Genomic DNA, 24,094 nt, shown 5'->3' on the forward strand with positions numbered 1-24,094 from the left:
ATGCTCCGCCCGGGTCTCCTCGGCGAAATTTCACGAACCAAGCAAAGCACGTCCCATGAGCGAAATCCCGGAAACGACCCCTTTCATCGAGCTCGCGACGGACATCGTTTCGGCCTATGTGAGCAACAATACGGTTGCCACGGCCGACCTGCCCGCGCTCATCAACGATGTTCACGCCGCGCTGCAGCGCCTTTCGGTCGGCCCGGCGGAAGCGGCGGCCGAACCGTTGAAGCCCGCCGTCCCCATCAAGAAGTCCGTCATGGCGGATTTCATCATCTGCCTGGAAGACGGCAAGAAGTTCAAATCCCTGAAGCGCCACCTGCGCACCCACTACGACATGACCCCGGAGCAGTACCGCGAAAAGTGGGGCCTGCCGGCCGACTATCCCATGGTCGCCCCCAACTACGCCGCGGCGCGCTCCTCCCTCGCCAAGCAGATGGGCCTCGGCCAGCAGCGCCGCCGCGGCGCCTGAGCGCGCCCGGCCCCGCCGAAAGCCAAAAAGCCCGGCGCTTCGGCGCCGGGCTTTTTCGTGTCGGCTCCCATCGGCCCCGGAAGGGCCCTATTCGGCGGCGATGCGAACCTGCGGCTGGGCATCGCGCACGGCGGCATCCACGTGGCTCTCGAACCGCGTGAAATTATCCCGGAACATGCTCACCAGCCGGCGCGCCGTGGCGTCGAACTCCGCCTTGTCCGCCCAGGTCTTGGACGGATAGAGGATGTGCGGCTCGATGCCGGGCACGGAGGTCGGCACCTGGAAGCCGAAATAGGGATCGGTGCGGAACGACGCCGTCTTCAGCGAGCCGTCGAGCACGGCGGTGAGCAGCGTGCGCGTGACCTTGATGGGCATGCGCCGGCCGGTGCCGAACTTGCCGCCGGTCCAGCCGGTGTTCACCAGCCAGCAGTCCACGCCGTGCTCGGCGATGAGGTCGCGCAGCAAATTGCCGTAGACGGACGGATGCCGCGGCATGAACGGGGCGCCGAAGCAGGTGGAGAAGGTGGCCTCCGGGTCCTTCACGCCCTTCTCCGTGCCCGCCACCTTGGCGGTGTAGCCGGAGAGGAAATGGTACATGGCCTGGGCCGGCGAGAGCCGCGCGATGGGCGGCAGCACCCCGAAGGCGTCGCAGGTGAGCATCACCACGTTCTTCGGCTGGCCGGCGCGGCCGGTGGGGCTCGCATTGGGGATGAAGGCCAGCGGATAGCAGGAGCGGGTGTTCTCCGTGAGGCTGCCATCGTCGAAGTCCGGCACATGGGTGACCGGGTCGAGGACCACATTCTCCAGCACGGTGCCGAAGCGGTTGGAGGCCGAGAAGATCTCCGGCTCCGCCTCGGCGGACAGGCGGATGGTCTTGGCGTAGCAGCCGCCCTCGAAGTTGAACACGCCCTCGGGGCTCCAGCCGTGCTCGTCATCGCCGAGGAGGGTGCGGTTGGGATCGGCGGAAAGGGTGGTCTTGCCGGTGCCCGACAGCCCGAAGAACAGGCATACGTCGCCGGCCGCGCCTACGTTCGCCGAGCAGTGCATGGGCATGATGCCCTTTTTCGGCAGGATGTAGTTGAGGGCGGTGAACACCGACTTCTTCATCTCGCCCGCATAGGACGAATTGCCGATGAGCACGATGCCACGGGCGAAGTCCACCGCGATCACCGTCTCCGAGCGCACGCCGTGGCGGGCGGGGTCGGCCTTGAAGGACGGCAGGTCGATGATGGTCATCTGCGGCAAGAAGCCGTCGAGCTCGGCGCGCTCGGGCCGGCGCAGCATGGTGCGGATAAACAGCGAGTGCCAGGCGAGCTCGGTGTAGACGCGCACCTTGATGTTGCAGCTCGGGTCGGCGCCGCCATACAGATCCTGCGCGAACAGGGTCTTGTCCTCGGCGGCCTTCAGGAAGTCCTGGTAGAGCGTCTCGAACTGCTCCGGCGAGATGGCGCCGTTATTGTCCCACCAGACCTCGTTCTCGGTGGTGGCGTCGCGGAGCACGAACTTGTCCTTGGGGCTGCGGCCGGTATGGGCGCCGGTCTGCGCCACCAGCGCGCCGCCGGAGGACAGGCGGGCTTCCCGGTGCGCCAGCGCATGCTCGTAGAGCTCGGGTTCGAGCAGGTTCCAATGAACCGCCGTCAGATGCTTCAACCCGAAGCTGTCGGCGCCGCAGGCGCTGTTCCGGTGACCGGTTTCGAGCACGGATGTCCCCTCCTGATGTTCCCGCCGGCTTCGCCGGCACAAGGTAAGGCCAAAACCTTGGCACGCAGCGAACGCGCCAGCCCGCGGACCCGTTCCAGGGACTTCGGGGCGCGCGCCGGCGCGGGCATCTTAACCGCACCCTGCCGCCGGCGCAGCAGGCTAACGGCAGATGTTCGACAAGGAAACACCGGCGAAACGTTTAAGTTCAGCCGGTCTTCTGCTCGCGGGCTGCGTGCACCAGCGCGACCAGCTCTTTGCGCACTGCGGAAAGACTTGTGTTGCGCTGCGAAAAGTCGAGGCGCCGTATCAGGTCACCGCAAGAGATCTCGCACCCCTCGGGGTCCACCGACACCATGCGCCATGCGCCTTCGGGGGCGCCGAGCAGGACCGTGGCGTACAGGGCGACGGCGTCGGAATGGTCGGCATTCATGTGGGCGATCACGCCGTCCTGCCCGGATGCAAGCTCCGCCGCATCGTCCCAGGCGGTGACGAGCTCGGCGCCGGGCACGTCGACGATGCGGCCGAAGCCCTCCACCAGGTGGGCGCTCTCGATCTCCACGCGGAAGAAGGAGAAGTCCTTGAAATCCACATAGCCGGCCGCGGCGGCGTGGCGGGCGAGATAGCGGGTGCGCACCTGGGCCTCGTCCGCCGGCGCGATTCGGCCGACGAGGCTCGCGCGCGGCGCGTCGAGCGGATCGGCCGCCCCGGCCGCCGAGACGAGGAGCGACACGCGGGCGTCGCCGGCGATGTTGCGGGTATGGCGGGCGAGGCGGGAGATGAGCAGGGTCGGCCGGCCATCGGGATCGGTGCCGATCGCCACCAGCGATGCATAGGGGCCGCCTTCGGCCTCCAGCGTCGCCAGGGCGCCGAAGCGGGCTTCGCGGATGAGGCGGCGGACGGCGGTCACGGCGGCGGGGTCGGTCATCGCATCGTCTTCCAGTTCGAGTGGCCCGGCCTGTGGGCGCGGGCGATCGGCGTGGCGATGACGCGCCCGGCTTCGTCCGGGCGGATCTGGCTTGCGCGTCGCGGAGCGGCAGGTTGGGGCGGAGCGTGGTCTTATGCAAGCATCGGCGCCTGCGGCTTTCGTGCGCGGGGCAGGGGCGTTCAGCTCTGCGCGCAATGGGTCGTCACCCGGGCCGTCACCCGGGCCATGCGCGGGCCATGCGCGGGCGCGGACGGGCCTGCGACTGCGCCGGGGGTATCGCGAGCACGGGCAGTTGCCGCCCGCCGAAGCATCCGATATGAAGACCGAACCGGCGTCCCGGCGCCGTGCGCCCGTAGCTCAGCTGGATGGAGCGTCGCCCTCGAAGGCACGTGTCAAGCCGGCTGGTGCGAAAAGTGTGAAGAAAAGCGTTTTTGAATTCAACGACTTGCGAGCGTGGGCCGAGGGCTTCACTTTCGCAGGAAATCCGAGTAAGCACTGCGCAAGCAGCAGGCACCCGTAGCTCAGCTGGATAGAGCGTCGCCCTCCGAAGGCACGTGTCAAGCCGGCCGATGTGAAAAGTGTGAAAAAAGAGTTTTTGAATTCAATGGCTTGTGAGGGTTGGCTCGTGGAACTTAACTTTCGCAGGAAATCCGAGTAAGCACTGCGTAAGCAGCAGGCACCCGTAGCTCAGCTGGATAGAGCGCCGCCCTCCGAAGGCACGTGTCAAGCCGGCCGATGTGAAAAGTGTGAAAAAAGAGTTTTTGAATTCAATGGCTTGTGAGGGTTGGCTCGTGGAACTTAACTTTCGCAGGAAATCCGAGTAAGCACTGCGTAAGCAGCAGGCACCCGTAGCTCAGCTGGATAGAGCGCCGCCCTCCGAAGGCGGAGGCCACACGTTCGAATCGTGTCGGGTGCGCCATTTCAATTAAAAATTGTATTAGCGTTTGAGTGGCAGGAGCACGTTTTTGTCCTCGCGCTGAAAGCTGATTGGCCGCCTTGGCAGGGTCAAAAGCGGCTCCTACCTGCATTCGAATCCTGTTTTCTCCAAAATTCGACAACGTATGAGACGCGCGGCTTGGCGCCCCTGGCTCCCACGGTCTCTTCCGTGCCACGAGGTCGGTAGGCCGTGCGGTGGCTTTGGAGAGCCTATCAGCGGCTAGCTACCTGACATCGGATCGACTGGATCTCGATCATATCTCGATCATTTGAGCGCCGCGTCTTCATAGCTGTACTGTCGGTCAGCCATTGTGCGAGACCGATGATGGTACATTGGGACCGTAGCACCGCAACCGGCTCGTTGCGCTATCCCCATCAAATGTCGGCTAGCAGGAAACGAGCCAACGTCCCCTCCTGGCGCGTTGGCGCCTGACGGACTCCGCTGGGAATGACCTTTAGCTGACAATGGGAATGTCTGCTGGCGGGCGCTCATCTGAAGGATCTATGATGGCCGAGATCATTCTCGGTTACGATCCGTGTCATTGCGCTGACAGGCCTGAGTCGATGGAATCGGAAGCATATCTGCGGGCGCTCAACACGCAGCTGACATACCTGTTCGCGTTTGCGGGGCGTATCAATGAGATCGACACTGCGGCGGCAACGTCCGCCGAGTTCCGGGGCATGCAGGACGCAGGCTGGAATACGGCAGTCACAGCCCACGAAGTGTTCGGAGAGCTGAAGGCGCTCGGCAGCAAGGGCGCCCCCCTGAATCGGGCGGAGCTCCGGCAGGTGCTCTGCCTCTATGCTCAGCTTGCAGAAGCCGGCGGTGTCTATGAGGGCTTGCTGAACACGATGCTGATCGCGCAACTCAAGCCTTGGAATATGTGGCCTTTCCAGGACTTGGTGCGAGTCCGCCATCAGCCTCGAGCAGTTATTGGTCCAAACGCCAACGCGATGTTCCGCCGCCTAGCCGAGACCGCGGCAGCAATCGGTATGCCGGGTCTGGCGCGCGTTCTCGAACTAGCGTTCCGAGACGATGTCCGCAACGCAATGGCTCATGCCGACTACATCATGGTGCAGGGCGGGCTCAGGCTGAGGCGGCGGAACGGCGGCCAGCCGATCGTGGTCAGTTACGAGCAGCTTCTTGCGGCATTGCAGATCGCTATTTGGTTCTTCGAGCTCCTAAACGAGTTCCAACGGCGAGTGGTCGAGTCTTATCGACCTGCACGGACAATTGTCGGCCGTTTCAGCGCCAACCCGCCCATGCCATGGACGATCGAGCTTTCCGATGAGGGCGTGTTCTCGATATCGGGAAGCGCGCCCGGTCCTCAGGTTGACGCCGCTTATCAGCGCCAGAGCCGGATCAACGACCGGCTGGGCGGGAAAATGGTCGCGGCGTATCTAGGGCCAGGATTGGATATCGCACCTGACCTGCTGACCGCGACCACAACGGCCGGATTCGAGCCTTTAATCGTCGCCTTGACGGACGCTGATCAATTCGACGGTCTCATCGCCGAGATCGAGGAACATGGTCTTTGGGATACTGAGCTCGAAGCCGTCGACCATGTCGCGGCCACGTTGATGGCGACGCCCTTTGGTTTCCGCTGGATAGCCACAGGCGAAGTGTTCGCGGCTTGGCTTCCAGCCGTCGACGAGATCAACATCGCCCGGTAGTTGTTTGGAGGACTCGCGTGCATCTCGCTAAGTTGCGGATCGTGAATTTCCGCAAACTCGAGGACGTCACCTTCGAGTTCCAGAAGGGCTTGAACATTCTCGTGGGCCCGAACAACGCCGGGAAAACCGCTGTCGTCGACGCCCTGCGGGCGCTGCTCGGCGGCATCGATGAGCCCTATCCGCGTCTGAACATCGAGGACATACATCACCCAAAAGCTGGGGAACCGTCGGGGGGCATCCTCTTCGAATTCATCTTCGCCAATCTCAACCTGGACGACGAAGCCGAGTTCATGGCCGCGATCCGGCCTGGTCCGGACGGCGCCATGCAAGCTCATTTCTCAGTCGGCTACGGCGAGCCTGACAAAGGTGGGCGACTGCAGGCCAAGCGCTGGTGCGGCGAGCATCGCGAGAATGGGCTGACGACAGAAATGGCGGAGCACCTACGCGGCGTCTACCTACCAGCGCTGCGCGATGCCTCCCAAGGCCTGCGGCCCAGCCGCGGCAGCCAACTTGCCCGCCTGCTCCAGATCCTGACGGACGACGAGGGGCGCGAGGCGGTCAACACTGCATTGGTCGAGCTCGACAAGTCGCTGAAGGCGCAAGACCCCATCAAAAAAACCCAGAAGGCCATCGCCGGCCGCCATGCGTCAATGCTCGGCGAACAGCTCGCGCAGGCCCTGGAGATCGGACTTAGCGCCAGCGACTTCCAGCGCTTGGCCGCGCGCCTATCAATCTCAGTCGATCAGTTCGAGATCGACCAGAACGGCCTCGGGTTCAACAACTTGATCTTCATGGCGGTCGTTCTGAGTGAGATGGCAAAGAACACCGACGCCTCCTACCGTGGCCTGATTATTGAAGAGCCGGAGGCACATCTGCATCCTCAGCTGCAGGCTGTGTTGCTGCGCTACCTGTCGGACATTCAGAAGACTGTCGACGGCGAAAAGCCGGTGCAGATATTCGTCACAAGCCACTCGCCGAACTTCGCCAGCATCGCCGAACTCAACACCTTGGTCTGCCTCGTCGACCATGGGGGGCATGTCGAGGCGTTTCAGCCGCGCGCCATCGCCTTCGACAAGGGTAAACGCGAGAAGCTGCAACGCTACCTAGACGTCACCCGGGCCGAGATCTTCTTCGCCCGGCGGATTATCCTCGTCGAAGGCGCGGCGGAACTCATGCTGGTCAGCGTACTCGCCGAGCGCGCCGGCTACAAACTGCGCGACCACGGGGTAAGCCTGATCAGCGTCGAGGGCCTGAATTTCGACTGCTTCCTTCCGCTGTTCGGGGAGAAAGCACTGAAGATACCTGTTGCGGTCATCACCGACGCCGACCCGGTCGACCAGGACGGCAAGGCGCTCTATCCCGCCGCGGACGATGTGGTGACGGTCTCGGATAACACGGCCAAGATGAAGAAGCTGCAGGACAGTCTGGTCCGCGTGTTCCACGGGCAGAAGACGTTGGAGTACGACTTGGCGCTGGAACCCGAAAATGTCTCGACAATGCTTGCGGCGTTGAGGGACATCCATCCGCAGATTGGCGCCGACTTGACGACGACGGTCGGCGGGGCTGGCGATGCAGCTGCAAAGGCCAAGGCCTTGTTCACCGGCATGTTCGAGCGCGCTCAGAACAACGTGCAGAAGGGGCGCTTTGGACAGGCGCTCGCTCAAGCGCTGGTCAACTCTGCGGCGAGCCACAAGGTCCCGAAGTATATTTTAGACGCCATCGCCCATGCCTGTCAGGTGCCGGAGGCATGAGCAAGCTCTCCGCCCAACAGGCTGCTGTCATAGCTGCGGATTTGGGACCGCTATCTGTGCTTGCCTGCGCCGGCAGCGGCAAAACGCAGACGGCTGTTCACCGCTGCGCCGCCGTCTGAGCCGCCGCCCCGGCCGCGTCGCATTATTGTCATTCTCCAACATCGCAGTCGACACCTTCCGGAGCGACTTCGCCAAGCTGTGCGAGTCTGAGGCGGTCTCGATTGGCTCCGGCGTGGAAATCGACACTATCGACGGTTTCATCACCGCCAACATCATTCGCCCCCATGCCTATCGGGTGATGCAAGCGCCGAGGGCGGCCTTCCTCGTGTCGGGAACGGAGCCCTTTCTAACGGGTTTTCGGCTGCCGCCCCTCTCCAAAGGGAGCCCGCCGGTTACTGTCGACAAGATTCGCACCAAGGTGGTGCAGTCGCGGTTCGAGTTCTTTACGGACGTATTCGGCAACGAGCGATCTCTCGACAAGACCAAAACCGTCGATCTCGTGCAGCGGCTCGGCAAGGTCGGAGCATATACGCACGAGCTCGGACGCTACTGGTGCTGCCGCACGTTGGCCGCCGAGCGCGAACTGCTCAAGGCCTTCTCTCATCGCTATCCGGAGATCCTAATCGACGAGGCTCAGGATGTCGGCTCGGCCCAGCAGGCGATCTTGACCCTGCTCGCCAGGGCCGGTTCGTCCGTGACGCTGGTCGGCGACCCCCACCAAGGCATCTACGAATACGCTGGCGCGGACGGTACCTATCTTCGCGGCCACTCGACTTCGCCGTTTTCGTTAACTCGCAACTATCGATCGATCCCATCGATCACGGCCGTCGCCCGCAAGCTCTCCGGGGAGACGGGCGAGACCCACCGCGAGGATCGCGCGCCGCCTGCCGGGGCCTATGCCGTGCCTTACGCGGAGAACGGTATCGAGACCCTGATCGCGGCCTTCCGCGACGCAATAACTGCTTGCGGTCTCGACGCGGATCGCTGCGCTGTGCTCTGCCGAGCATCGGCTCTCGTCGAGACCATCTCCGGGGGCGGCAATTCTGTCGGATCGGGCGCAGTGAAGACCCTTGCCAAGGCGGCTGCCATGCGCGACGTCAAGGGCGATTTCCACCAAACTTTCCGGCTCGTTGCCGAGGCTCTGGAGCACTCGCTGCTGGGAAACCCACCAGAAGGCCTGGCCAGTCACCTAGCCGACCCTCGACGCTATCCGGAGCTGCGTCCGCTCCGGCGGCTCGTCTGGAATTTCGTTCGGTCCGGTGACGGCTTACCCGGCGCACACCTTCGGGCCGACACCGAGTGGCTTCCCGCGCTTCGATCAAGCGTAACGACATTGCTTGACCTGATCACGGCGGCCTCCGGACTCCAACCCGCCGCAAATCTCGCCATGCGGCTGAGCAGCAAGGCGTTGCCGCCGGCGCCTGTCTCAGCCGTGAAGGCCGATGCAATCAAGCCACTTCGGGTCGACACCGTTCACGGTGCCAAGGGCGAGACCCTGGACGCAGTTTTGTATGTGGTCACCAAGGCCCATCTCGACGGGATGTTGGCCGGCACGGCGACCGAGATCGGCCGCATCGGCTATGTCGCAGTCACTCGACCTCGAGACCTCTTGTGGGTGGGCGTGCCCGCCGCCGAATTCGAGGCATCGCGCGCTGCACTGGAAGCGGTCGGGCTTGTGACGCGTGTTCCGATTCCAAAGCGATCAGAGAAGCAGTCGTAGGAGTCGATGCAACGCATCACCGTAAGAATTCCTTGGGCGATCGGGCGTCGACGCAGGAGGTGGTAGAACTCGAGGACGCTCATTATCGGGCGATATCCTGCGGTTTACGAGCAAACGCCGGAGCGATGTCCTCGCACCAGGTCCGGATAGCGTGCACAACCTATCGTTCGTCCGTATTCACCGAATCGAGGGGGCTTTTGGAAAACGCACCCCTGCAGGCACGTACCGTATGCCGGCCGAATTCCAGACACTCCAGGCGAAGAAAGAGCGGATCGCGGCGGAATCGACGAGTGGTTTGGCCATGGGTTCAGTCTCGCCGCTTCCAGGCGTCGTCCCAAGTGTCGAGCGATATGGGGAAGCTCGCGCCGGGCGGCCGCTCGGCTTCCCGCCGCCGCTCCTCGGCGTGGATCGCTAGCGTGAGGTACATGATCGCGGCCCGAGCGAGCTTGAGTTGGCGGCCGGTGCGGGCGGCGAGGTCTTCGAAGGAGAGGTCAAAGATGCCGGGCGCTGTCTTGGGGAGGGTGAGATCGAGACAGCTCGTAGAAACATGTCGTGGACGCTGACGAACTTGTGCTCCAGGTGGTTGCGTAGCTCGTAGATCGCCTGGGCGTCCGGCTCGGTGACGTCCTTGAAGTCGTTCTCGAACACGTCTTTCGACAGCCAGAAGAGCCCGCGGAGCGGCCAGTTGGCGAGCCCGTCGAGGTTGGGATGGAGCGCCTTGCCCCTGCCCTTCACGAACCAGAGGTTCCGGAAGCTGACCTGCCGCTCCGGATGGCCGAGACCCAGGTAGGTGTTGAGGCAGAAGGCAACCTTGTCGAAGATCGAATATGCACCGCGGAACGCCATCTTCAGACGCTCGACTGCGAAGCCGACGGCCGGATAGTCCAGGGTGTTGTAGACTTGCACGCCGCGGTCGGCGAAGTGGACGCCGCTGGCAGTTAGACCCTCCCAGCAAGCGAAACGGGCCGCCGCGTACTCCTGCTTCATCAGGTTGAAGTAGGCGATAACCGGCGGCGGACCGGGGCCGCCGTCCAAGCCGACGACCGTGATGGAAGGCAGCATCATCACGTCGCGCGCCGCGATCTCGAAGGGGGCGGCGTCATTTAGTGGGTTGATGAAGAGTCGACGGGCCAGACACCAGCGGCGATATTCGCGTTCGCGACGTCCTCGGCCCAGGGAATGGCCATGAAGGTCCACTTCGACGGGGTTGGCGGTCAGGTACGCGTCGAGTGCCTGGGCGTGTTTCGCGAAGTAGTCCAGGGCGGGTTCGAGCCCATCGCTCTCGATGATGGCATTGGGGTCGATCGCACGGCGGAAGGCCTGGTGCGCGGCGGCAGCAAGGACATAGTTGTGGCCGGGGTCATGCAGGCCGGCGGCATAGTGGGAAAGGCCGATGCCGCGGTTGCCGTTGGCCATGGCCATGTTCGGGACCAGGGCGAGCGCTCGGTCCCATGCCTCAATGGCTTCGACGAACCGGCCGATGTGGTTGAGGATGTTGCCCAGGTTGGTAAGCGCCTGGGCGCGCTGGATCAGGCCGAGACTTTCGAAGCCCTCGCTCGCCACCGCGCGCCGGAGCGCCAGCAGTTCCTGGTCGATTTCGTTCGAACGCCAGGTCCAGGTCTGGTGGGTCAGCGATTGATGCCGTCGAGTGCTCCAGAGGTTGGCGGTGAAATAGTGCCAGCGCGCACGATGGGCCGGGTCGAGATCACGCACCTCTAAACTCGTTAGCACGGCCTCAGCTCGGTCCAAGCCTCCGGCTCTCGCGGCTTCGGTACTGAGGTCCACCAACAGGGCGGCCAAGGTCATCGCATCGTTGTCGGACAGGCACGTCGGGTCGATGGTCATCAGCTTGGTGAGATCGGGGCTGTTCTCGAAGTCTGCCATAGTTGTTCTCTCGGGCATGTCGTGACGCGCATCGCGTCTGCGATACCATGAGTCATGGACGGCGAATCAGATCTTTCCGACGTCGAGGCGCCGACGCCTTCTGCCGAAGTCTGGCGGGGCCGCCGGGTCCATTGGCAGGACCGCACCACCTGGTTCGGCGCCTTGGAGACGTGGCTCGAAAGAGAGTGGCGGCCGGGCGGCAAGGCCCGTCTCCAAAAGCGAAAGCTCGATCTCTGCTGGGACGACAGCGGCTGGCTGGACGCTCTCGAGCGCCATGTACAGCCGAGCGTGGAGACTTTGATCGAGGGGTTGGCCGATGACCTAGCGAAGGCGAAGCTACTGACCTTCCATGGCTGCCGCGTGCCGGACGCTGGCGTCTTCCATCGAGAGGGATTGCGGCGCAACGACCCGGCGGAGCTCGAAGCGCTGGCGCGCCGGTTGGTGGCCGAGGATGATGACCTGGCATGGATGCGCCAGAAGATCGAGGCGATAATCGCCGGGTTCGACGATCGAGAGCGCGACACCGGACGGCTCTATGTCTGCGCCGATGAGCGGCCGCAGCTCGACCATAGCGGCCACTACCTCCTCTTTGGTAGCGAGTGGCTTCAGTGCCTGCTCGGCTCGGGCGCTCACCGCGCGTTGAAGCGGTATGGGACGCCGACCGTGGTGGAAGTCGACCTTCCCTTTGACTGGGTACCGGAGGAAACGCGTCGAGAATTCGCCCGGCATCTGCTGCAGGAGTGGACCCGGGTTTTCGTGATGGGTGAGACCTTCTCGCCGGCCCTCGATTTCTCGGTGATCTTGCGACGGGACATTCCTGCCGAGATGGTGGTCGGACACTCGCATCCCAGGGTGCTGAAGAACCCATTCATGCACCACCGCACGGAGCGAACCGCCGATCCCACCTGTCCGCACTGCGTGGGTAGCGCCAGGGCGTAGGGGAAGAGGCTATGGGGCCGGTGATGATGGTGAGAGCATCGCCGCTTCTTCATCCAACGGAGGCAGGCCGACGAAGCAGGTTGATGATTTGAGCCGTTCCCTTGTGGCCTTTGACCAAGAGTCTGCATTGGTCGCGGTGATTGAATTGAGTAACGTCAGCTGGCTGGTCGCCGGCACATTGCCAGGCATCGCGCTCCGGCCTCAGAAGAAGCTGGATCTCGATCCTGTGGCACTGGACCAGTTGCTGACGCGATGGCGGATCGAGGCCGAGACCGCCGGCCGGCCAATCCGAAGCGGATCTATCGCCTTTACAGGGACTTGGGCCTTCAGTTGCGGAACAAGGTGCCGAAGCGAGGGGTGAAGGCGAAGCTGCGCGACGACCGTCGTCCGGCGACGCGCGGCAATGAGACCTGGGCGATGGACTTCGTCCACGACCAGCTCGCCACGGGCCGGAAGATCCGGGTCCTGACCATCGTCGACACCTTCACGCGGTTCTCGCCGGCGGTCGATCCCCGGTTCAGCTACCGGGGCGAGGACGTGGTGGCGACACTCGAGCGGATCTGCCGGAGCACCGCTATCCGCAGAGCATTCGGGTCGACCAAGGCTCCGAGTTCGTGTCCCGGGACCTCGACCTGTGGGCCTACCAGAGGGGTGTCGTGCTCGACTTCTCCCGGCCTGGCAGGCCGACCGACAACGGCTTCATCGAGTCGTTCAACGGCAAGTTCCGGGCCGAATGTTTGAACGCCCACTGGTTCATGAGCCTTGACGACGCGAGGGTGAAAATGGAGGCTTGGCGTAGGGACTACAACGAGGTTCGCCCGCACAGCGCGATCGGCAACAAGCCGCCCATCGCGCTCATGAATGTCTCTCCGGCATCCTCGCCGGCATGAGCCCTAACCCCGGAATTTTCCAGTTCCGGTTGGCCTAGAATTGGGGAGCGCTTCAACACAACCGTCAGGACAAACTCACGGCTGGATAAAACTTGGGGGCAACGTCATGCACGATGCAGCTTCAGGAGGCAGCGCGCCCCGTCACGCAAAGCCCCCGACCGTCGGCCGGACGTCAATGAGGATCTCCGTCACGGACCCCTTCAGCTTTTCCGATGCGGTCAAGAGCGGATTTCCTGCGTCCCGGGCTCGACCATCGAACACGACTAAGAAGCCGACGTACACTCTCCGGTTCTCCATGTAGTGGTGGATCTGATCCTCGCCGCTGATAGCATACGCCGTCGTGTAAGGCGCTCCGCACATCTTCAGCTCGATGATCACCGACAGGCCGCCCGCAAACCGAAGGAGCAGATCCAAGCGGCCAGCGCCCGTCGCGAGTTCCTCGAATACCTCGACCCGCTCTCCGAAGACCGCCTGGACGAAGGTGTGGAGCAGCGTCTGGCCACGCGCTTCTGGCCGATTGATCCACTTGTGGTTCTTCGTGCCCTTCGGACGCTGCCAGAACTCCATGCGCTTTGCGGAGGAGATAAAGTGAGCGAACGATTGCAGCGCTCGATCCACCTCGGCGAGCGTCACCGGAATGGCCGGGCTAATCTGAGGCACCTCCGGAAGAATAGTGGCCCCGAGCGCGAAAGCGCGCTCGCGCAACTCCATCGCCGTCGCGCGGAGCTCGGACGTCTCGTCTAGCAACGTGCAGGCCTTGCTCAAGGCCAAGACAGCCCCACTCATGTCGCCGGCTTCGAACAGTGAGCGGCCGTAGGCGAAGAGGCGGTTCGGCGCTTCGCCGAAGCGGTCCAACTGCCCCCGGAGTGCGATGGCAGCTGCACCCCAGTCCTCAGCCTTCCAGAGCACGTCGACGAGACTCTGGTGCGCTACGACGTCGAGCGGAGCGTCCGCGATAATCGTCCGGTACCACGCGGCCGACCGCTGGTACTCGCCCTCGTCCCGCAGGATCTGGGCGATGGCCAGTTTGACCGGGTGCATCGTGCCTTTGCGCGCGCCAAGCCTCTCTAGCTTCCGCAATAGCGCTTCTAGTCTGCCGAGCTTCTGCAAAGGCGAAGGTCCGGGATCCTTGATGATCGCGGCAGTGCCGGCGCCAGCGATCAGATCGGGATCGCCGTTCTCCTCAGCTTCTTTCACGAGGGCCGACGCCTCAGTCGCATCGAATGCGTCCATGAGCGCCGCGACCCTGCGGGCGAACGCGAAGTGGACCGATCCACTTTCCTTTTCCAAAGTGCGCGCTTCGGCGCGCAACCGTTCGGCAGCGTCACAATCTCCCATCTGCTCGGCTGTGATAACGGCGAGATGGAGGGACGCGATCAACTGCTCCTCCGCGCCCACCAACCCACGCCTCAGCGCCACGGCCTTCATGGCCGAAGAATGCGCCTCGTCGAGGTCTCTTAGGTCGAGCAGCTTGCGCGCCTTCCGGTGAAGGATGTCGGCCCGCATCTCGCCGTTCAAAATGCCCTTGCGATCCAGCAAAGCGAGCATCCTCTCGTGTTGCGCGATCGCTGAGCCCGGTTCCACATCCTCCTGCAGCCGCGAAAGCTGCTTCAGGCTGATGGCAGCCTGGCGGTTGTTTCCCGCTTCGAGGAAGGCATCGACGGAACACTCCGCGGCCTGCAGGGCTTCCGCGCCGCCGGGATCGAGGGCCATGCTCAAGTTCCGCCACACCCAGGCCCGCTCGCCCGCGTCGATGCGGTCGCCGCTTCGAAGCAGGGCACGCCAAGTCGACAGGGCGAATTCCTTCTCGCCACGATGCAAGGCCGCGATCGCGCTCAGGTTCTGGAGACCGAAACGGACTTGTTCGTCGAGGTCTCCATCTCTTGCAAGCAATTCCTCAGCTGCATTACCCGCATCCAAATGACGGCCCTGCAATCCCGCCAAAAGGGCCATGCGGAGCAGCAGTTCGTTCCGGACGTTGTCCGCGAGCGCCTCGCGGTCGATCCGCAGCATGGCATCTAGGAGGTGGGGTGAACGACTCAGGACTGCCGCAGCCCGCGCTTCCTCGCTAAGGGCGGTTGCAGCTGCTCCGCCATGGTCGCCTCGCTCCGTCTTCTCCGTGATGGACGCTGCAAGCCCTCGGTCCTTCGAGAAGGCGTCCCTCACCGCGGACATCAATCTGCCAGGAACGCCTTCGTCCGCGACAGCGAACGGGCTTAAGGTCTCGTGCCGTCCCACGATCAGGCCCGTTTCGAAGTCGAGCTCGAATCGCATTGCGAAGTCCGCGTCGGGCAAGCGGTCGACGTTCAACCCCGTGGCCGCAAGCGCGGTCGACAATCTTGAGACGAAGGCCTCGAAACGTTGCGGCAGGGGTAGGTCCACGTCAGCCGCCGCGGTGGACGCCACCTCCTGGGCGCACCGTTCGATCACCTCGCCCCGCGGGTCCGAGGGAGACATCTCCAAAGTGATCCCGGTGCCACTGTCGATCGTCACCACTCTTATGAGCGATGGCGCCCCGTCCGCGGAGACGTCCCGAATGGCGAGGCGCAAGACGATGGGTTCAGGCTCCGGCTCGTCAGTGTCTGCCATAAGGCCGTACGTTGGTAAGTAGCAAGTTTAGCCCTAATTTGGTGAGTGGCAGCATCACTTGCAAGACCATGCTCTGATGGACGAGATCGGCGCGAAAGCCAAACAGCGGCTTTGAGGCAGCTGACCCAGCGAAGCCGAGAATAGCTCGACATCCAAAGCTCGCACTGCGAGCAGGCGAACGTCAGCTTCCTGAAAAAAACGTCAATGTCTGTAGTTGGCGCTTCCAGCCCAGTTAGGTTTCTCCGAACGTGGACGCCTGCCTCAATCAGTGCCCTTCGTCTGACGTTGGCGCGGCGCCCGCTTTCAAGAGTGAGAGTTGGGTTCGAATTGTCATGACGGGTTGAGGGCAGGGAGGAAAGTCTTCCGGCGCCCGTCATGGAGGTTGGTTCCCATGACCCAGGTGGTGACTCTGGATGCGGTGCCCGCTGGTGCTGGCGCCTACAAGGTGGATGTGAGCCGTGGCGAGCGGATCGGCCGCGTGTCCTCAGAGTGGTTCTCCCGGCCGGATGACGAGCGATATTTGTCCTTGTCGGACCTCCATGCGGCCGTGCGCGGTCGCGCCGAGCGTAGCCGGACCCGGACGGTGGAGAGCGCGGCAATCCGGGTCGAGGCGAGCCGCGACGATGCCGAGCGCTTGGCGCTGATGCTTCCCGGATCGGACGGGCCTGTCGCGCCCACCCATTGGAGCTTTGGCCAGCTCGCGAGCCTGGTCGGGGCGCCGGCAGCCTATCTGCGCCAGCTTCCCGCGCCGCTGGCTGGCATCAACCTGCAATATGGCCTCACCTCTCATCGGGCGGAGCAAGTCAAGACGCTCGAGATCGAGGACGGGCGGGTCGAGCTGCGTGCCGTCACCGGTCCCGAATACGGCCGGATCTACGACCATGAGCTGGTCGCCGCCGTGCAACGCATTGCCGGCAATGGCACGGGGGACACCCGCTGGAAGGTGCCGGGCGTCCTCGACTGGTCCACCGGCATCTACAGTCCGCGGGTCGACATCACCAAGGACACGACGACCCTTTACGCCTCGGATCGGGACGTCTTCCTGTTCCTGGTGGACGACCTCAATCCCATCGAGGCGGGTCGATTGCCGGACGGCTCGCCCGACCTCTTCTTCCGTGGCTTCTACTGCTGGAATTCCGAGGTGGGGGCGAAGACGCTCGGCATTGCCAGCTTTTATCTGCGGGCCGTGTGCCAGAACCGCAATCTGTGGGGCGTGGAGGATTTCGAGGAGATCACCATCCGCCACTCCAAGTACGCCGCATCCCGCTTCGCCCATGAGGCGGCGCCCGCCCTCGAGCGTTTCGCCAACTCCTCCGCTCTCCCCTTCGTCAACGGCATCAAGGCGGCGCGGGAGAAGATCGTGGCGCGCTCGGACGAGGACCGCAGCGACTTCCTGCGCAAGCGCGGCTTCTCCAAAGCGGAGACGGCGAAGATCATCGAGGCCGTGCTCGCCGAAGAGGGCCGACCGCCCGAGAACGTGTTCGACTTCGTCCAGGGCATCACCGCCGTCGCGCGCGACAAGCCCCACCAGGATGCCCGTCTCGATCTGGAGGCGCGGGCCAAGAAGCTTCTGGACCGGGCCGCCTGATCTCCGCAAAGCCGGAGATACGCTGTTCCGTGTCTCCGGCTTTGCGCTGTCCCGCTCTCCCGGCTTTCCGGATCGTCGGTTTTGCGGCGCCGCCCTCAGAGGAAGAGGGCGGCGCTTTGTGACGTGACGGGTTTGGAGGCGGAAAGAGAGTTCCGGCTGCCCGTCGTGGAGATCGATCCCATGGCTGTCGCGAAGAAGATCACCCTGTCGCCCTCGCGCGATATTCCCTTCAATAAGCTCCTGTTGAGCCAGGCCAACGTCCGGCGCGTGAAGGCCGGCGTCTCCATCGAGGAACTCGCCGAGGACATCGCCCGGCGCGGCCTCCTTCAGGGCTTGAGTGTCCGGCCCGTCCTCGACGCGGACGGCGTCGAGACCGGCATGTACGAGATCCCTGCCGGCGGGCGGCGCTACCGCGCGCTGGAGCTGCTGGTGAAGCGCAAGCGCCTCGCCAGGACCACGCTGGTGCCTTGCGTCGTGCGCGAGGGTGGCCTCGCCGAGGAGGACTCACTCGCCGAGAACGTCCAGCGCGCACCGCTGCACCCGCTCGATCAGTTCCGCGCCTTCCTCGCCCTGCGGGAGAAGGGCCAGTCCGAGGAGGAGATCGCCGCAACCTTCTTCGTCCCCGTCCAGGTGGTCAGGCAGCGGCTGAAGCTCGCCTCGGTCTCGCCCAGGCTCCTCGACATCTATGCCGAAGACGGCATGACCCTGGACCAGCTCATGGCCTTCACGGTGTCGGGCGACCATGAGCGCCAGGAGCAGGTGTTCGAGCGCCTGCAGCAGTCTTACGACAAGCAGCCCCATGTCATCCGGCGGATGCTGACGGAGAGCACGGTTCGTGCCTCCGACAAGCGGGCCCGGTTCATCGGCCTCGACGCTTATGTGGAGGCCGGCGGCACGGTCTTGCGCGACCTGTTCCAGGGCGACGATGGCGGCTGGCTGCAGGACGCCGCGCTCGTCGACCGGATGGTGGTCGACAAGCTCAAGGCCGAATCCGACGCCATCGCGGCGGAAGGCTGGAAGTGGGTCGAGGTGGCGCCGGACTTCGCCTATGGCCACACCTTCGGCCAGCGCCAGCTGCGCGGCGAGGCGGTTCCGTTGACGGCCGAGGAGCAGGGGGAGCGCGACACCTTGCAGGCGGAATATGACCGCCTCTCCGATGAACACCAGGACGCCGACGAACTGCCGGACGAGGTGGACGAGCGCCTTGGCGCGCTGGAGACAGCCATGGAGGATCTGGATGAGCGGCCGTTCGCGTTCGAACCTGCCGATGTCGCGCGGGCCGGCGCGTTCGTCAGCATCGCCCATGACGGCCGTCTGCGCGTTGAGCGCGGCTACGTTCGTCCCGAGGACGAGGCGCCGGTCGAAGCAGAAGTCGAGAATGGGGAGACCTGCGAGGCCGGTGCACCGGTCAATGACGGTGACCCGCCCGCCTGCGCCGATGCCGAAGCTCCAGAGCCAGAGGAGGACGAGGGCCTGTCGCCCATCTCCGACCGGCTGATGACGGAGCTGACGGCCCATCGGACCCTGGGCCTGCGCCAGGCGCTCGGCGAGCAGCCGGACGTCGCCTTCTTCGCGGCGCTCCATGCCCTCACCCTGAATGCCTTCTACCACTATGGCACGGACAGCTGCCTGGAGCTGGAGCTCAAGAGCGTCGGCTTCAGCGCGCAGGCCCCAGGGTTGAACGACAGTGCGGCCGCCGAGGCGATCCGCGCGCGCCATGATGCCTGGGCGAAAGCGTTGCCCAAGGAGTCAGCCGATCTCTGGGGCGCGCTCCAGAATTGGGACGGGCACCGTCAGGCGTCCCTGTTCGCCCATGTGGTCAGCCTCTCGGTCAACGCGGTCCACGAAGCCTGGAACCGCAAGCCGAGGACGCTCGCCCACGCGGACCGGCTGGCCGAGGCAGTGGGCCTCGACATGGTGGCCGCCGGGTGGCGGCCAACCGTGGACACGTTCCTCGGCCGCGTGACCAAGGCCCGCATCCTGCAGGCGGTCACGGAAGCGAAGGGTGCGCGCCCCGCCGAGCGGATCGCCCACCTCAAGAAGGGCGACATGGCGAAGGACGCCGAGACCCTGCTCGCGGACACCGGCTGGCTGCCCGAGCCGTTGCGCACTCCGGGCCATGCGCCGGCGAGCGCCGCTGCTGGCGATGAAACGACGGCAGACGGCGGCGAAACGGCCATGGCCGATGAGGCGCCCTCGTCACAGAATGAGGGGGCTGACGACGCTCCCCCTGCGATCGCGGCCGAATAACAAGCAGCCTCCCCCTGCACGACTGGCCCGCCGGCGACGGCGGGCCTTTTCCTTTGAAGGAGATCATGATGGCGGATCGCGCACATGATCTGGCACGGCGCCTCGCCGAGCGCGCCGAGGCGGTCTGCCGCCATTATCTTTCGAACGGGCGCCGACAAGGCCACTATTGGCAGGTCGGCGATGTCCGCAATTCGCCCGGGCGCTCCATGTTCGTCCGGCTCAGGGGCTCCAACAAGGGCCCGGCGGGCAAATGGACGGACGCTGCCACGGGCGAGCACGGCGATCTGCTTGATGTGATCCGCGAAGCGCTGGGCCTCGTCGACTTCGCCGACGTCGCAGAAGAGGCGCGAGCCTTCCTTGCTCTCCCTCGATCTGAGCCAAAGCCATCCGACCGAGCCGCCCCTTCTTCACCAGCGGGCACGGCAGAAAGGGCACGGTGGCTGATCGCCATGGCGCAGCCGATTTCGGGCACGCTCGCAGAAACGTATCTGCGGAACCGCGGCATCACGGCTCTGCACGAAACCGGGAGCCTGCGCTTTCATCCGCGCTGCTACTACCGGCCCGACGCGGGTGCGCCCACCGAGGCGTGGGCCGCCATGGTCGCCGCCGTCACCGATCTTGGCGGGAAGATCACCGGCGCCCACCGCACCTGGCTCGACCCGCAAGGCTTCCACACCATCCACCTCGGCAAGGCGCCCATCGACACCCCCCGGCGGGCCATGGGGCATCTCCTCGGCAACGCGGTTCGCTTTGGCACTCCGGACGACGTCATGGCGGTCGGCGAAGGCATCGAGACCGTGCTTTCGCTTCGCTGTGTCCTGCCTGGGATGCCGATGGTAGCCGCGCTTTCGGCATCACATCTCTCCGCGCTCTTTTTCCCAGACACGCTCCGGCGCCTCTATATTGCACGCGACAACGATCGGGCGGGAGACGCCGCGCGGGACAGCCTAATCGATCGGGCCAATGGGTTGGGCATCGAGGCGATCGTGCTGTCGCCCCAGCTCGGCGACTTCAACGAGGATCTCCGCGCTTTCGGCATCGATGCGCTTCACGTACAGGTAAGGATCCAGCTCGCGCCCCAGGACGTGGATCGCTTTCTGGCATTGGCGGCATAGCCGAGACGGAGCAGATCGCGTCGTGTCGCTCGGATACGTTCCGCCGTGAAGGACCGCGCCTCGGCCTTCCAGAGGGCGATCGGGCCCACAAGCGGGCCGGCCCGGCAATGGCAAGGCCGACGATTTTCCGGCGCGCCTCCCTTCGCGCGAGCGCGCTGGGAGGCGCGTTCCATCGCGAAGCAAAATCGCCGGCCTTCGCCATCCTGCGCTGACGCTTCGGCCCTCGGCTGCGCCTTAGGTGCAGGCCCGTCCCGCTCATGGGCTGCCGCCGCCATGAAGGCCGCGACGGTCGCGGTCCAAGCGAGGAAGCATCCCATGAGCGAGAATGACGACGAACCCCACCACGCCTCTTCCCCGACCGATCATGTCCTCAGGGAGCTTCAGCTCCATGGCTACTCGCTCAGTCAGGACGAGCCCGATCACCGGCCGCTGCCCGAAGGCCTTCATCTCGCCGGCGCCGTCGTCGATATCTTCGACGCTCTCATCGCCACCCTCGGCGACACCCGCCTCGAGCCCGACCTCGGTGATCTGCTCTGGTCGACTGTGCATCTCTTCCACCGCGCCACCAGCCGGATCGAGCACCACCTCGACGACAACGAGCAGGCGCAACGCCGGTCCCAGCAGGAGCAGGATGGCAGCGAGGTGAAGTCCGTCGAGCTGGAGCGCCTCATCGCCAAGGGACAGACGCTCATCGAGCGCCGCGATGCCCTTGAGCTGATGCGCGACGAAGCGGCCGACCACTACGAGCGGCACACGGGAACACCCTGGCGTCCACGCGCGGGTTCCATGGTCAACCACAAGGCCCTGACCGCGGCGGTGATCGACAGCCGCGATTTCCTGATGGCGAAGAAGCGTGCCGAGCGGGAGGTGCTCCTGCCGCTCGGGCCGAAGGTGGCCTTCACCGGCGGGCTCGATTTCAACGACCACCGGCTCATCTGGGATGCACTGGACAAGGTACACGCCAAGCATCCGGACATGGTGCTGATGCACGGCAAGTCACCCAAGGGCGCCGAGAAGATCGCATCGCGCTGGGCGGATCATCGCAAAGTGCCGCAGATCGGATTTGCCCCCGATTGGACGCGGCACGGCCGCGCCGCCCCCTTCAAGCGCAACGACCAGATGCTGGAGGTGCTGCCCATCGGCGTCATGATCTTCCCCGGCACCGGCATCCAGCAGAACCTCGCCGACAAGGCGAAGAAGCTCGGCATTCCGGTCTCAAGGTTCGGTGGCGCGTGAGCGCCACCGGTCTTCGATTGTTCGACAGCGCGCGCGTGTTGTTTCGCCGTGCTTGCTCGATCGCTATTCCGCCACGGGAAGTCCCAAGGCGGCGCGCATCTTCTTCGACAGACCTTGGGACACGATCCGATGGGACTGCCGGATATAGTCGCGCAGCTCGGCGTCCGACAGGCCGGGTTCCGCGTAGTGCTGGATCCATTTCAGGCCGCGCGAGGCGAGATAGGGGGCCGGGCGCAGGCCCGGCTGCTCTTGCAGCACCTCATAGGACAGGTCGCTGACCTTGAACGTGAAGCGGGCCTCGACATCCTCCTGCCAGCCGCCGATCGCAAACACCTTGCCACCGACCTTCCAGACGTGCGATCCGCCCCATTGCATCACGTGGGTCGCGGCCGGTAGCGATGCGCAGAAAGCGTTGAACTCCTCATAGGTCATGCGCGTGGTCGCCCTGCGTGTGTTGTCGCTCTGCCTGGCATTGGTCATCGAACGTGCAGCGAGCATAGCCCAGGGCGGCAGGAGCGTCGTCCGGATGCGTCTTCCTGTGCCCGCAGGGCCATCCCCTGCCTTTCGTGCGCTGATCCTTGGTCCGCCCGATCGCCTGGCCATCAACCCGTGAAGGGTCGGCGACGCGTTGCGTGCCGCCGCTCCGGGCGAGGCCGTCGCGGTGATTGCGGCTTCCGGCCCGACCCGTCGGGCGCCTGTCAGCGGGGGATGGCCCTCCGCTTCGAACAGGAGCCGGACCCATGTCCCTCAACGACGCTCACGCCTTCGCTTTCAGCCTCGCCACCACCTTGATGGTCGCCATCGTCATCTTCCAAGCGGGCGACGGCAGCCTCTCGGTCACGCCCGCCCATGAGTTCGACGGCGATGCTGCCGCGATCTTGTGCGAGATCGATCCTTTTGCCGCCTGACCGGCGCTGGCTTCGGTGAGCGGAGATCGCGATGATTTCCGCTTCCGGAGTGGTGTAGCTCGGCTATGATTCTTGTCGCGCCGCGGTGGTGGTGGAGGCGCGCCCCTCAGCTTCTTTGCGCGGAGACCACCACCATGATCATCTTTTCCATCCTCGGATGTCTCGCCGCCATCGGCATCTTCTGCTGGTTGCTGTTTACGCTCGCGGTGTTCGCCTTGCCGTTCCTTTTGGGGCTAACTGCCGTCAGTTGGGCCTATGGCACCGGTGCAGGCTGGATCGGTGCCATCGTCGTCGGCCTCATCGCCGCCGGAGCCATATTTGCCATCGGCCAATTCCTGCTCATCGTCGCGCGACCGCTCTGGCTGAAGCTCCTCGTCGCGTTCGCCTTCGTCGCCCCGGCGGTCGTGGCCGGCTATGCCGCGACCTATGGCATCGTGAAGCACGTCCTGCCCTCACAGACTTGGCAGCTCATCTTCTCGGGGGCAGGCGCGATTGCCGTCGGAATCGTGACGTTCGTGCGGCTCGCGACTCTGCCCGAACCGTCCGGGCGGGGACCTGTAGGGCTCTGACCGCTCTCTCAAGCCGTACGGACGATGCAGGGTAACGTTTGGTGCGTCCATCGTCGCCATCGTGTCTGGGAACGCCGAGACGTTGATCTCCGGACGAAACCTCATCAGCGTGGTCGTCGAACCATCGATGCGTGCCGCGAAGGCGGCGCCATTCGATCGTCCAAGGGACTCGGGAGGGAGCGACTTCTCAGCTGGGAGGAACCGGAGGATACGCGTTGCGCCCCGACCTGGGGGAGCCTCTCGATCCAGCGAACACGTGCCGGTCCTAGGGGTGTGCACGAGCCTCGCCACCGTCTCTTACGTCGATCTCTGTCGGTCCGAGCGCACCGAAGCGGCCTCTTCAATAGGCGGATCTGGCCGCAGGACGGCTGCGCCTCGATCGCCTCTGCCGCAATGGCGCCGATCGACTTTCTTCCCCTGTGCGACCACCCCAAGGGGGCCCGGATCGCCCATTCCTCGCGGATCAAGAAAGTCGCCTAGCTGCCATCCTCCGCTGCGCTTCGGCCCCTGCGCCCCGTTGGGTCCGGGCGGGGTGCGGCGTCGATCGCCTGTGGCCTCTCGATCCCCATCGAGGCCGCGATGGTGCGGGCTCGAGACAGAAATCCAGGAGACTTCAAATGGCGACCATCGGCACCTTCAAGAAGACCGGCACCAACGAGTTCACCGGCGAGATCGTCACCCTCAGTGTCCAGGCCAAGGGCGTGCGCATCGTCCCCGACCAGCGCGCCAGCGGCGAGAACGCCCCCAGCCATCGGGTCCTGGTGGGCCGTGCCGAGATCGGCGCCGCCTGGTCCAAGCGCTCCAACGAGGGCCGAGACTATCTGGGCCTCAAGCTCGACGATCCGAGCTTCACCGCCCCGATCTACGCCAACCTCTTCGACGACGAGGACGGCGACACCTTCTCGCTCATCTGGTCCCGCCCCAGCGGGCGCCGCGGCGAGTGAGCC

Annotated in this window: 17 protein-coding genes, 1 tRNA gene and 1 pseudogene; 14 read left to right on the forward strand and 5 right to left on the reverse strand. The window is 64.6% G+C overall.

Features of this window, described 5'->3' with window-relative positions; translation table 11 throughout:
- The first annotated feature begins 55 nt into the window (after window positions 1-55).
- Window positions 56-472 (forward strand): MucR family transcriptional regulator, encoded by a 417-nt coding sequence (locus EZH22_RS11870; protein ID WP_203195811.1) that lies wholly within the window; start codon window positions 56-58, stop codon window positions 470-472.
- Between the two features lie 87 nt (window positions 473-559).
- Here EZH22_RS11870 and EZH22_RS11875 read toward each other — a convergent pair whose 3' ends face one another.
- The gene (locus tag EZH22_RS11875) at window positions 560-2,173 is read right to left on the reverse strand and encodes a phosphoenolpyruvate carboxykinase (RefSeq protein WP_203195812.1); all 1,614 of its coding nucleotides are present in this window, start codon (window positions 2,171-2,173) and stop codon (window positions 560-562) included.
- 205 nt (window positions 2,174-2,378) lie between these two features.
- On the reverse strand, window positions 2,379-3,098 hold the full coding sequence (locus EZH22_RS11880; protein WP_203195813.1) for a HugZ family pyridoxamine 5'-phosphate oxidase: 720 nt from the start codon (window positions 3,096-3,098) through the stop codon (window positions 2,379-2,381).
- Between the two features lie 842 nt (window positions 3,099-3,940).
- Here EZH22_RS11880 and EZH22_RS11885 point away from each other — a divergent pair.
- From EZH22_RS11885 to EZH22_RS11900, 4 genes are all read left to right on the forward strand, one after another.
- Window positions 3,941-4,017 (forward strand) — tRNA-Arg (locus tag EZH22_RS11885).
- Window positions 4,018-4,541: 524 nt separating this feature from the next.
- Window positions 4,542-5,708 (forward strand): hypothetical protein, encoded by a 1,167-nt coding sequence (locus tag EZH22_RS11890; protein WP_203195814.1) that lies wholly within the window; start codon window positions 4,542-4,544, stop codon window positions 5,706-5,708.
- A 17-nt stretch (window positions 5,709-5,725) separates the two neighbouring features.
- On the forward strand, window positions 5,726-7,459 hold the full coding sequence (locus EZH22_RS11895) for an ATP-dependent nuclease (protein WP_203195815.1): 1,734 nt from the start codon (window positions 5,726-5,728) through the stop codon (window positions 7,457-7,459).
- A 232-nt stretch (window positions 7,460-7,691) separates the two neighbouring features.
- Window positions 7,692-9,179, forward strand: a complete 1,488-nt coding sequence (locus EZH22_RS11900) for a UvrD-helicase domain-containing protein (protein WP_203195816.1) — start codon at window positions 7,692-7,694, stop codon at window positions 9,177-9,179.
- Between the two features lie 411 nt (window positions 9,180-9,590).
- Here EZH22_RS11900 and EZH22_RS11905 read toward each other — a convergent pair whose 3' ends face one another.
- Window positions 9,591-11,063, reverse strand: a complete 1,473-nt coding sequence (locus EZH22_RS11905) for an LA2681 family HEPN domain-containing protein (RefSeq protein ID WP_203195817.1) — start codon at window positions 11,061-11,063, stop codon at window positions 9,591-9,593.
- Between the two features lie 54 nt (window positions 11,064-11,117).
- Between EZH22_RS11905 and EZH22_RS11910 the strand changes: the two genes are divergently transcribed.
- Together EZH22_RS11910 and EZH22_RS11915 are read left to right on the forward strand one after the other, a co-directional pair.
- Complete coding sequence (locus EZH22_RS11910; RefSeq protein ID WP_203195818.1) at window positions 11,118-12,002, forward strand: hypothetical protein; 885 nt, start codon at window positions 11,118-11,120, stop codon at window positions 12,000-12,002.
- 285 nt (window positions 12,003-12,287) lie between these two features.
- Window positions 12,288-12,892, forward strand: a pseudogene (locus EZH22_RS11915) (IS3 family transposase); the annotation flags it as partial.
- A gap of 141 nt (window positions 12,893-13,033) precedes the next feature.
- Here the strand turns inward: EZH22_RS11915 and EZH22_RS11920 are convergent.
- A complete protein-coding gene (locus EZH22_RS11920) occupies window positions 13,034-15,385 on the reverse strand; it encodes a tetratricopeptide repeat protein (protein WP_203195819.1) in 2,352 nt (783 codons plus the stop codon).
- Between the two features lie 487 nt (window positions 15,386-15,872).
- Here EZH22_RS11920 and EZH22_RS11925 point away from each other — a divergent pair, with 487 nt between their 5' ends.
- From EZH22_RS11925 to EZH22_RS11940, 4 genes are all read left to right on the forward strand, one after another.
- Window positions 15,873-17,069 carry a DUF932 domain-containing protein gene (locus EZH22_RS11925; protein WP_203195820.1) on the forward strand — a complete coding sequence of 399 codons (1,197 nt, stop codon included), beginning with the start codon at window positions 15,873-15,875 and terminating at the stop codon, window positions 17,067-17,069.
- A 180-nt stretch (window positions 17,070-17,249) separates the two neighbouring features.
- Window positions 17,250-19,319 (forward strand): ParB/RepB/Spo0J family partition protein, encoded by a 2,070-nt coding sequence (locus EZH22_RS11930; RefSeq protein WP_203195821.1) that lies wholly within the window; start codon window positions 17,250-17,252, stop codon window positions 19,317-19,319.
- 65 nt (window positions 19,320-19,384) lie between these two features.
- Complete coding sequence (locus tag EZH22_RS11935) at window positions 19,385-20,434, forward strand: DUF7146 domain-containing protein (protein ID WP_408647695.1); 1,050 nt, start codon at window positions 19,385-19,387, stop codon at window positions 20,432-20,434.
- Between the two features lie 315 nt (window positions 20,435-20,749).
- Window positions 20,750-21,670: a DUF2493 domain-containing protein gene (locus tag EZH22_RS11940; RefSeq protein ID WP_203195822.1), complete on the forward strand. Its 921-nt coding sequence runs from the start codon at window positions 20,750-20,752 to the stop codon at window positions 21,668-21,670.
- Window positions 21,671-21,733: 63 nt separating this feature from the next.
- Here the strand turns inward: EZH22_RS11940 and EZH22_RS11945 are convergent, their stop codons facing one another.
- Window positions 21,734-22,102, reverse strand: coding sequence for an MmcQ/YjbR family DNA-binding protein (locus EZH22_RS11945; RefSeq protein ID WP_203195823.1), 369 nt, complete (start codon window positions 22,100-22,102; stop codon window positions 21,734-21,736).
- A 308-nt stretch (window positions 22,103-22,410) separates the two neighbouring features.
- Here EZH22_RS11945 and EZH22_RS11950 point away from each other — a divergent pair, with 308 nt between their 5' ends.
- The 3 genes from EZH22_RS11950 to EZH22_RS11960 all read left to right on the forward strand — a co-directional run bounded on the left by EZH22_RS11950 (window position 22,411) and on the right by EZH22_RS11960 (window position 24,091).
- A complete protein-coding gene (locus EZH22_RS11950; protein ID WP_203195824.1) occupies window positions 22,411-22,578 on the forward strand; it encodes a hypothetical protein in 168 nt (55 codons plus the stop codon).
- A 134-nt stretch (window positions 22,579-22,712) separates the two neighbouring features.
- Entirely contained in the window at window positions 22,713-23,147 is a 435-nt protein-coding gene (locus EZH22_RS11955; protein ID WP_203195825.1) for a hypothetical protein, read from the forward strand.
- A gap of 617 nt (window positions 23,148-23,764) precedes the next feature.
- Window positions 23,765-24,091, forward strand: coding sequence for a DUF736 domain-containing protein (locus EZH22_RS11960; protein WP_203195826.1), 327 nt, complete (start codon window positions 23,765-23,767; stop codon window positions 24,089-24,091).
- Window positions 24,092-24,094: the final 3 nt, after the last annotated feature.

Source organism: Xanthobacter dioxanivorans (assembly GCF_016807805.1).
GTDB classification, from domain to species: domain Bacteria; phylum Pseudomonadota; class Alphaproteobacteria; order Rhizobiales; family Xanthobacteraceae; genus Xanthobacter; species Xanthobacter dioxanivorans.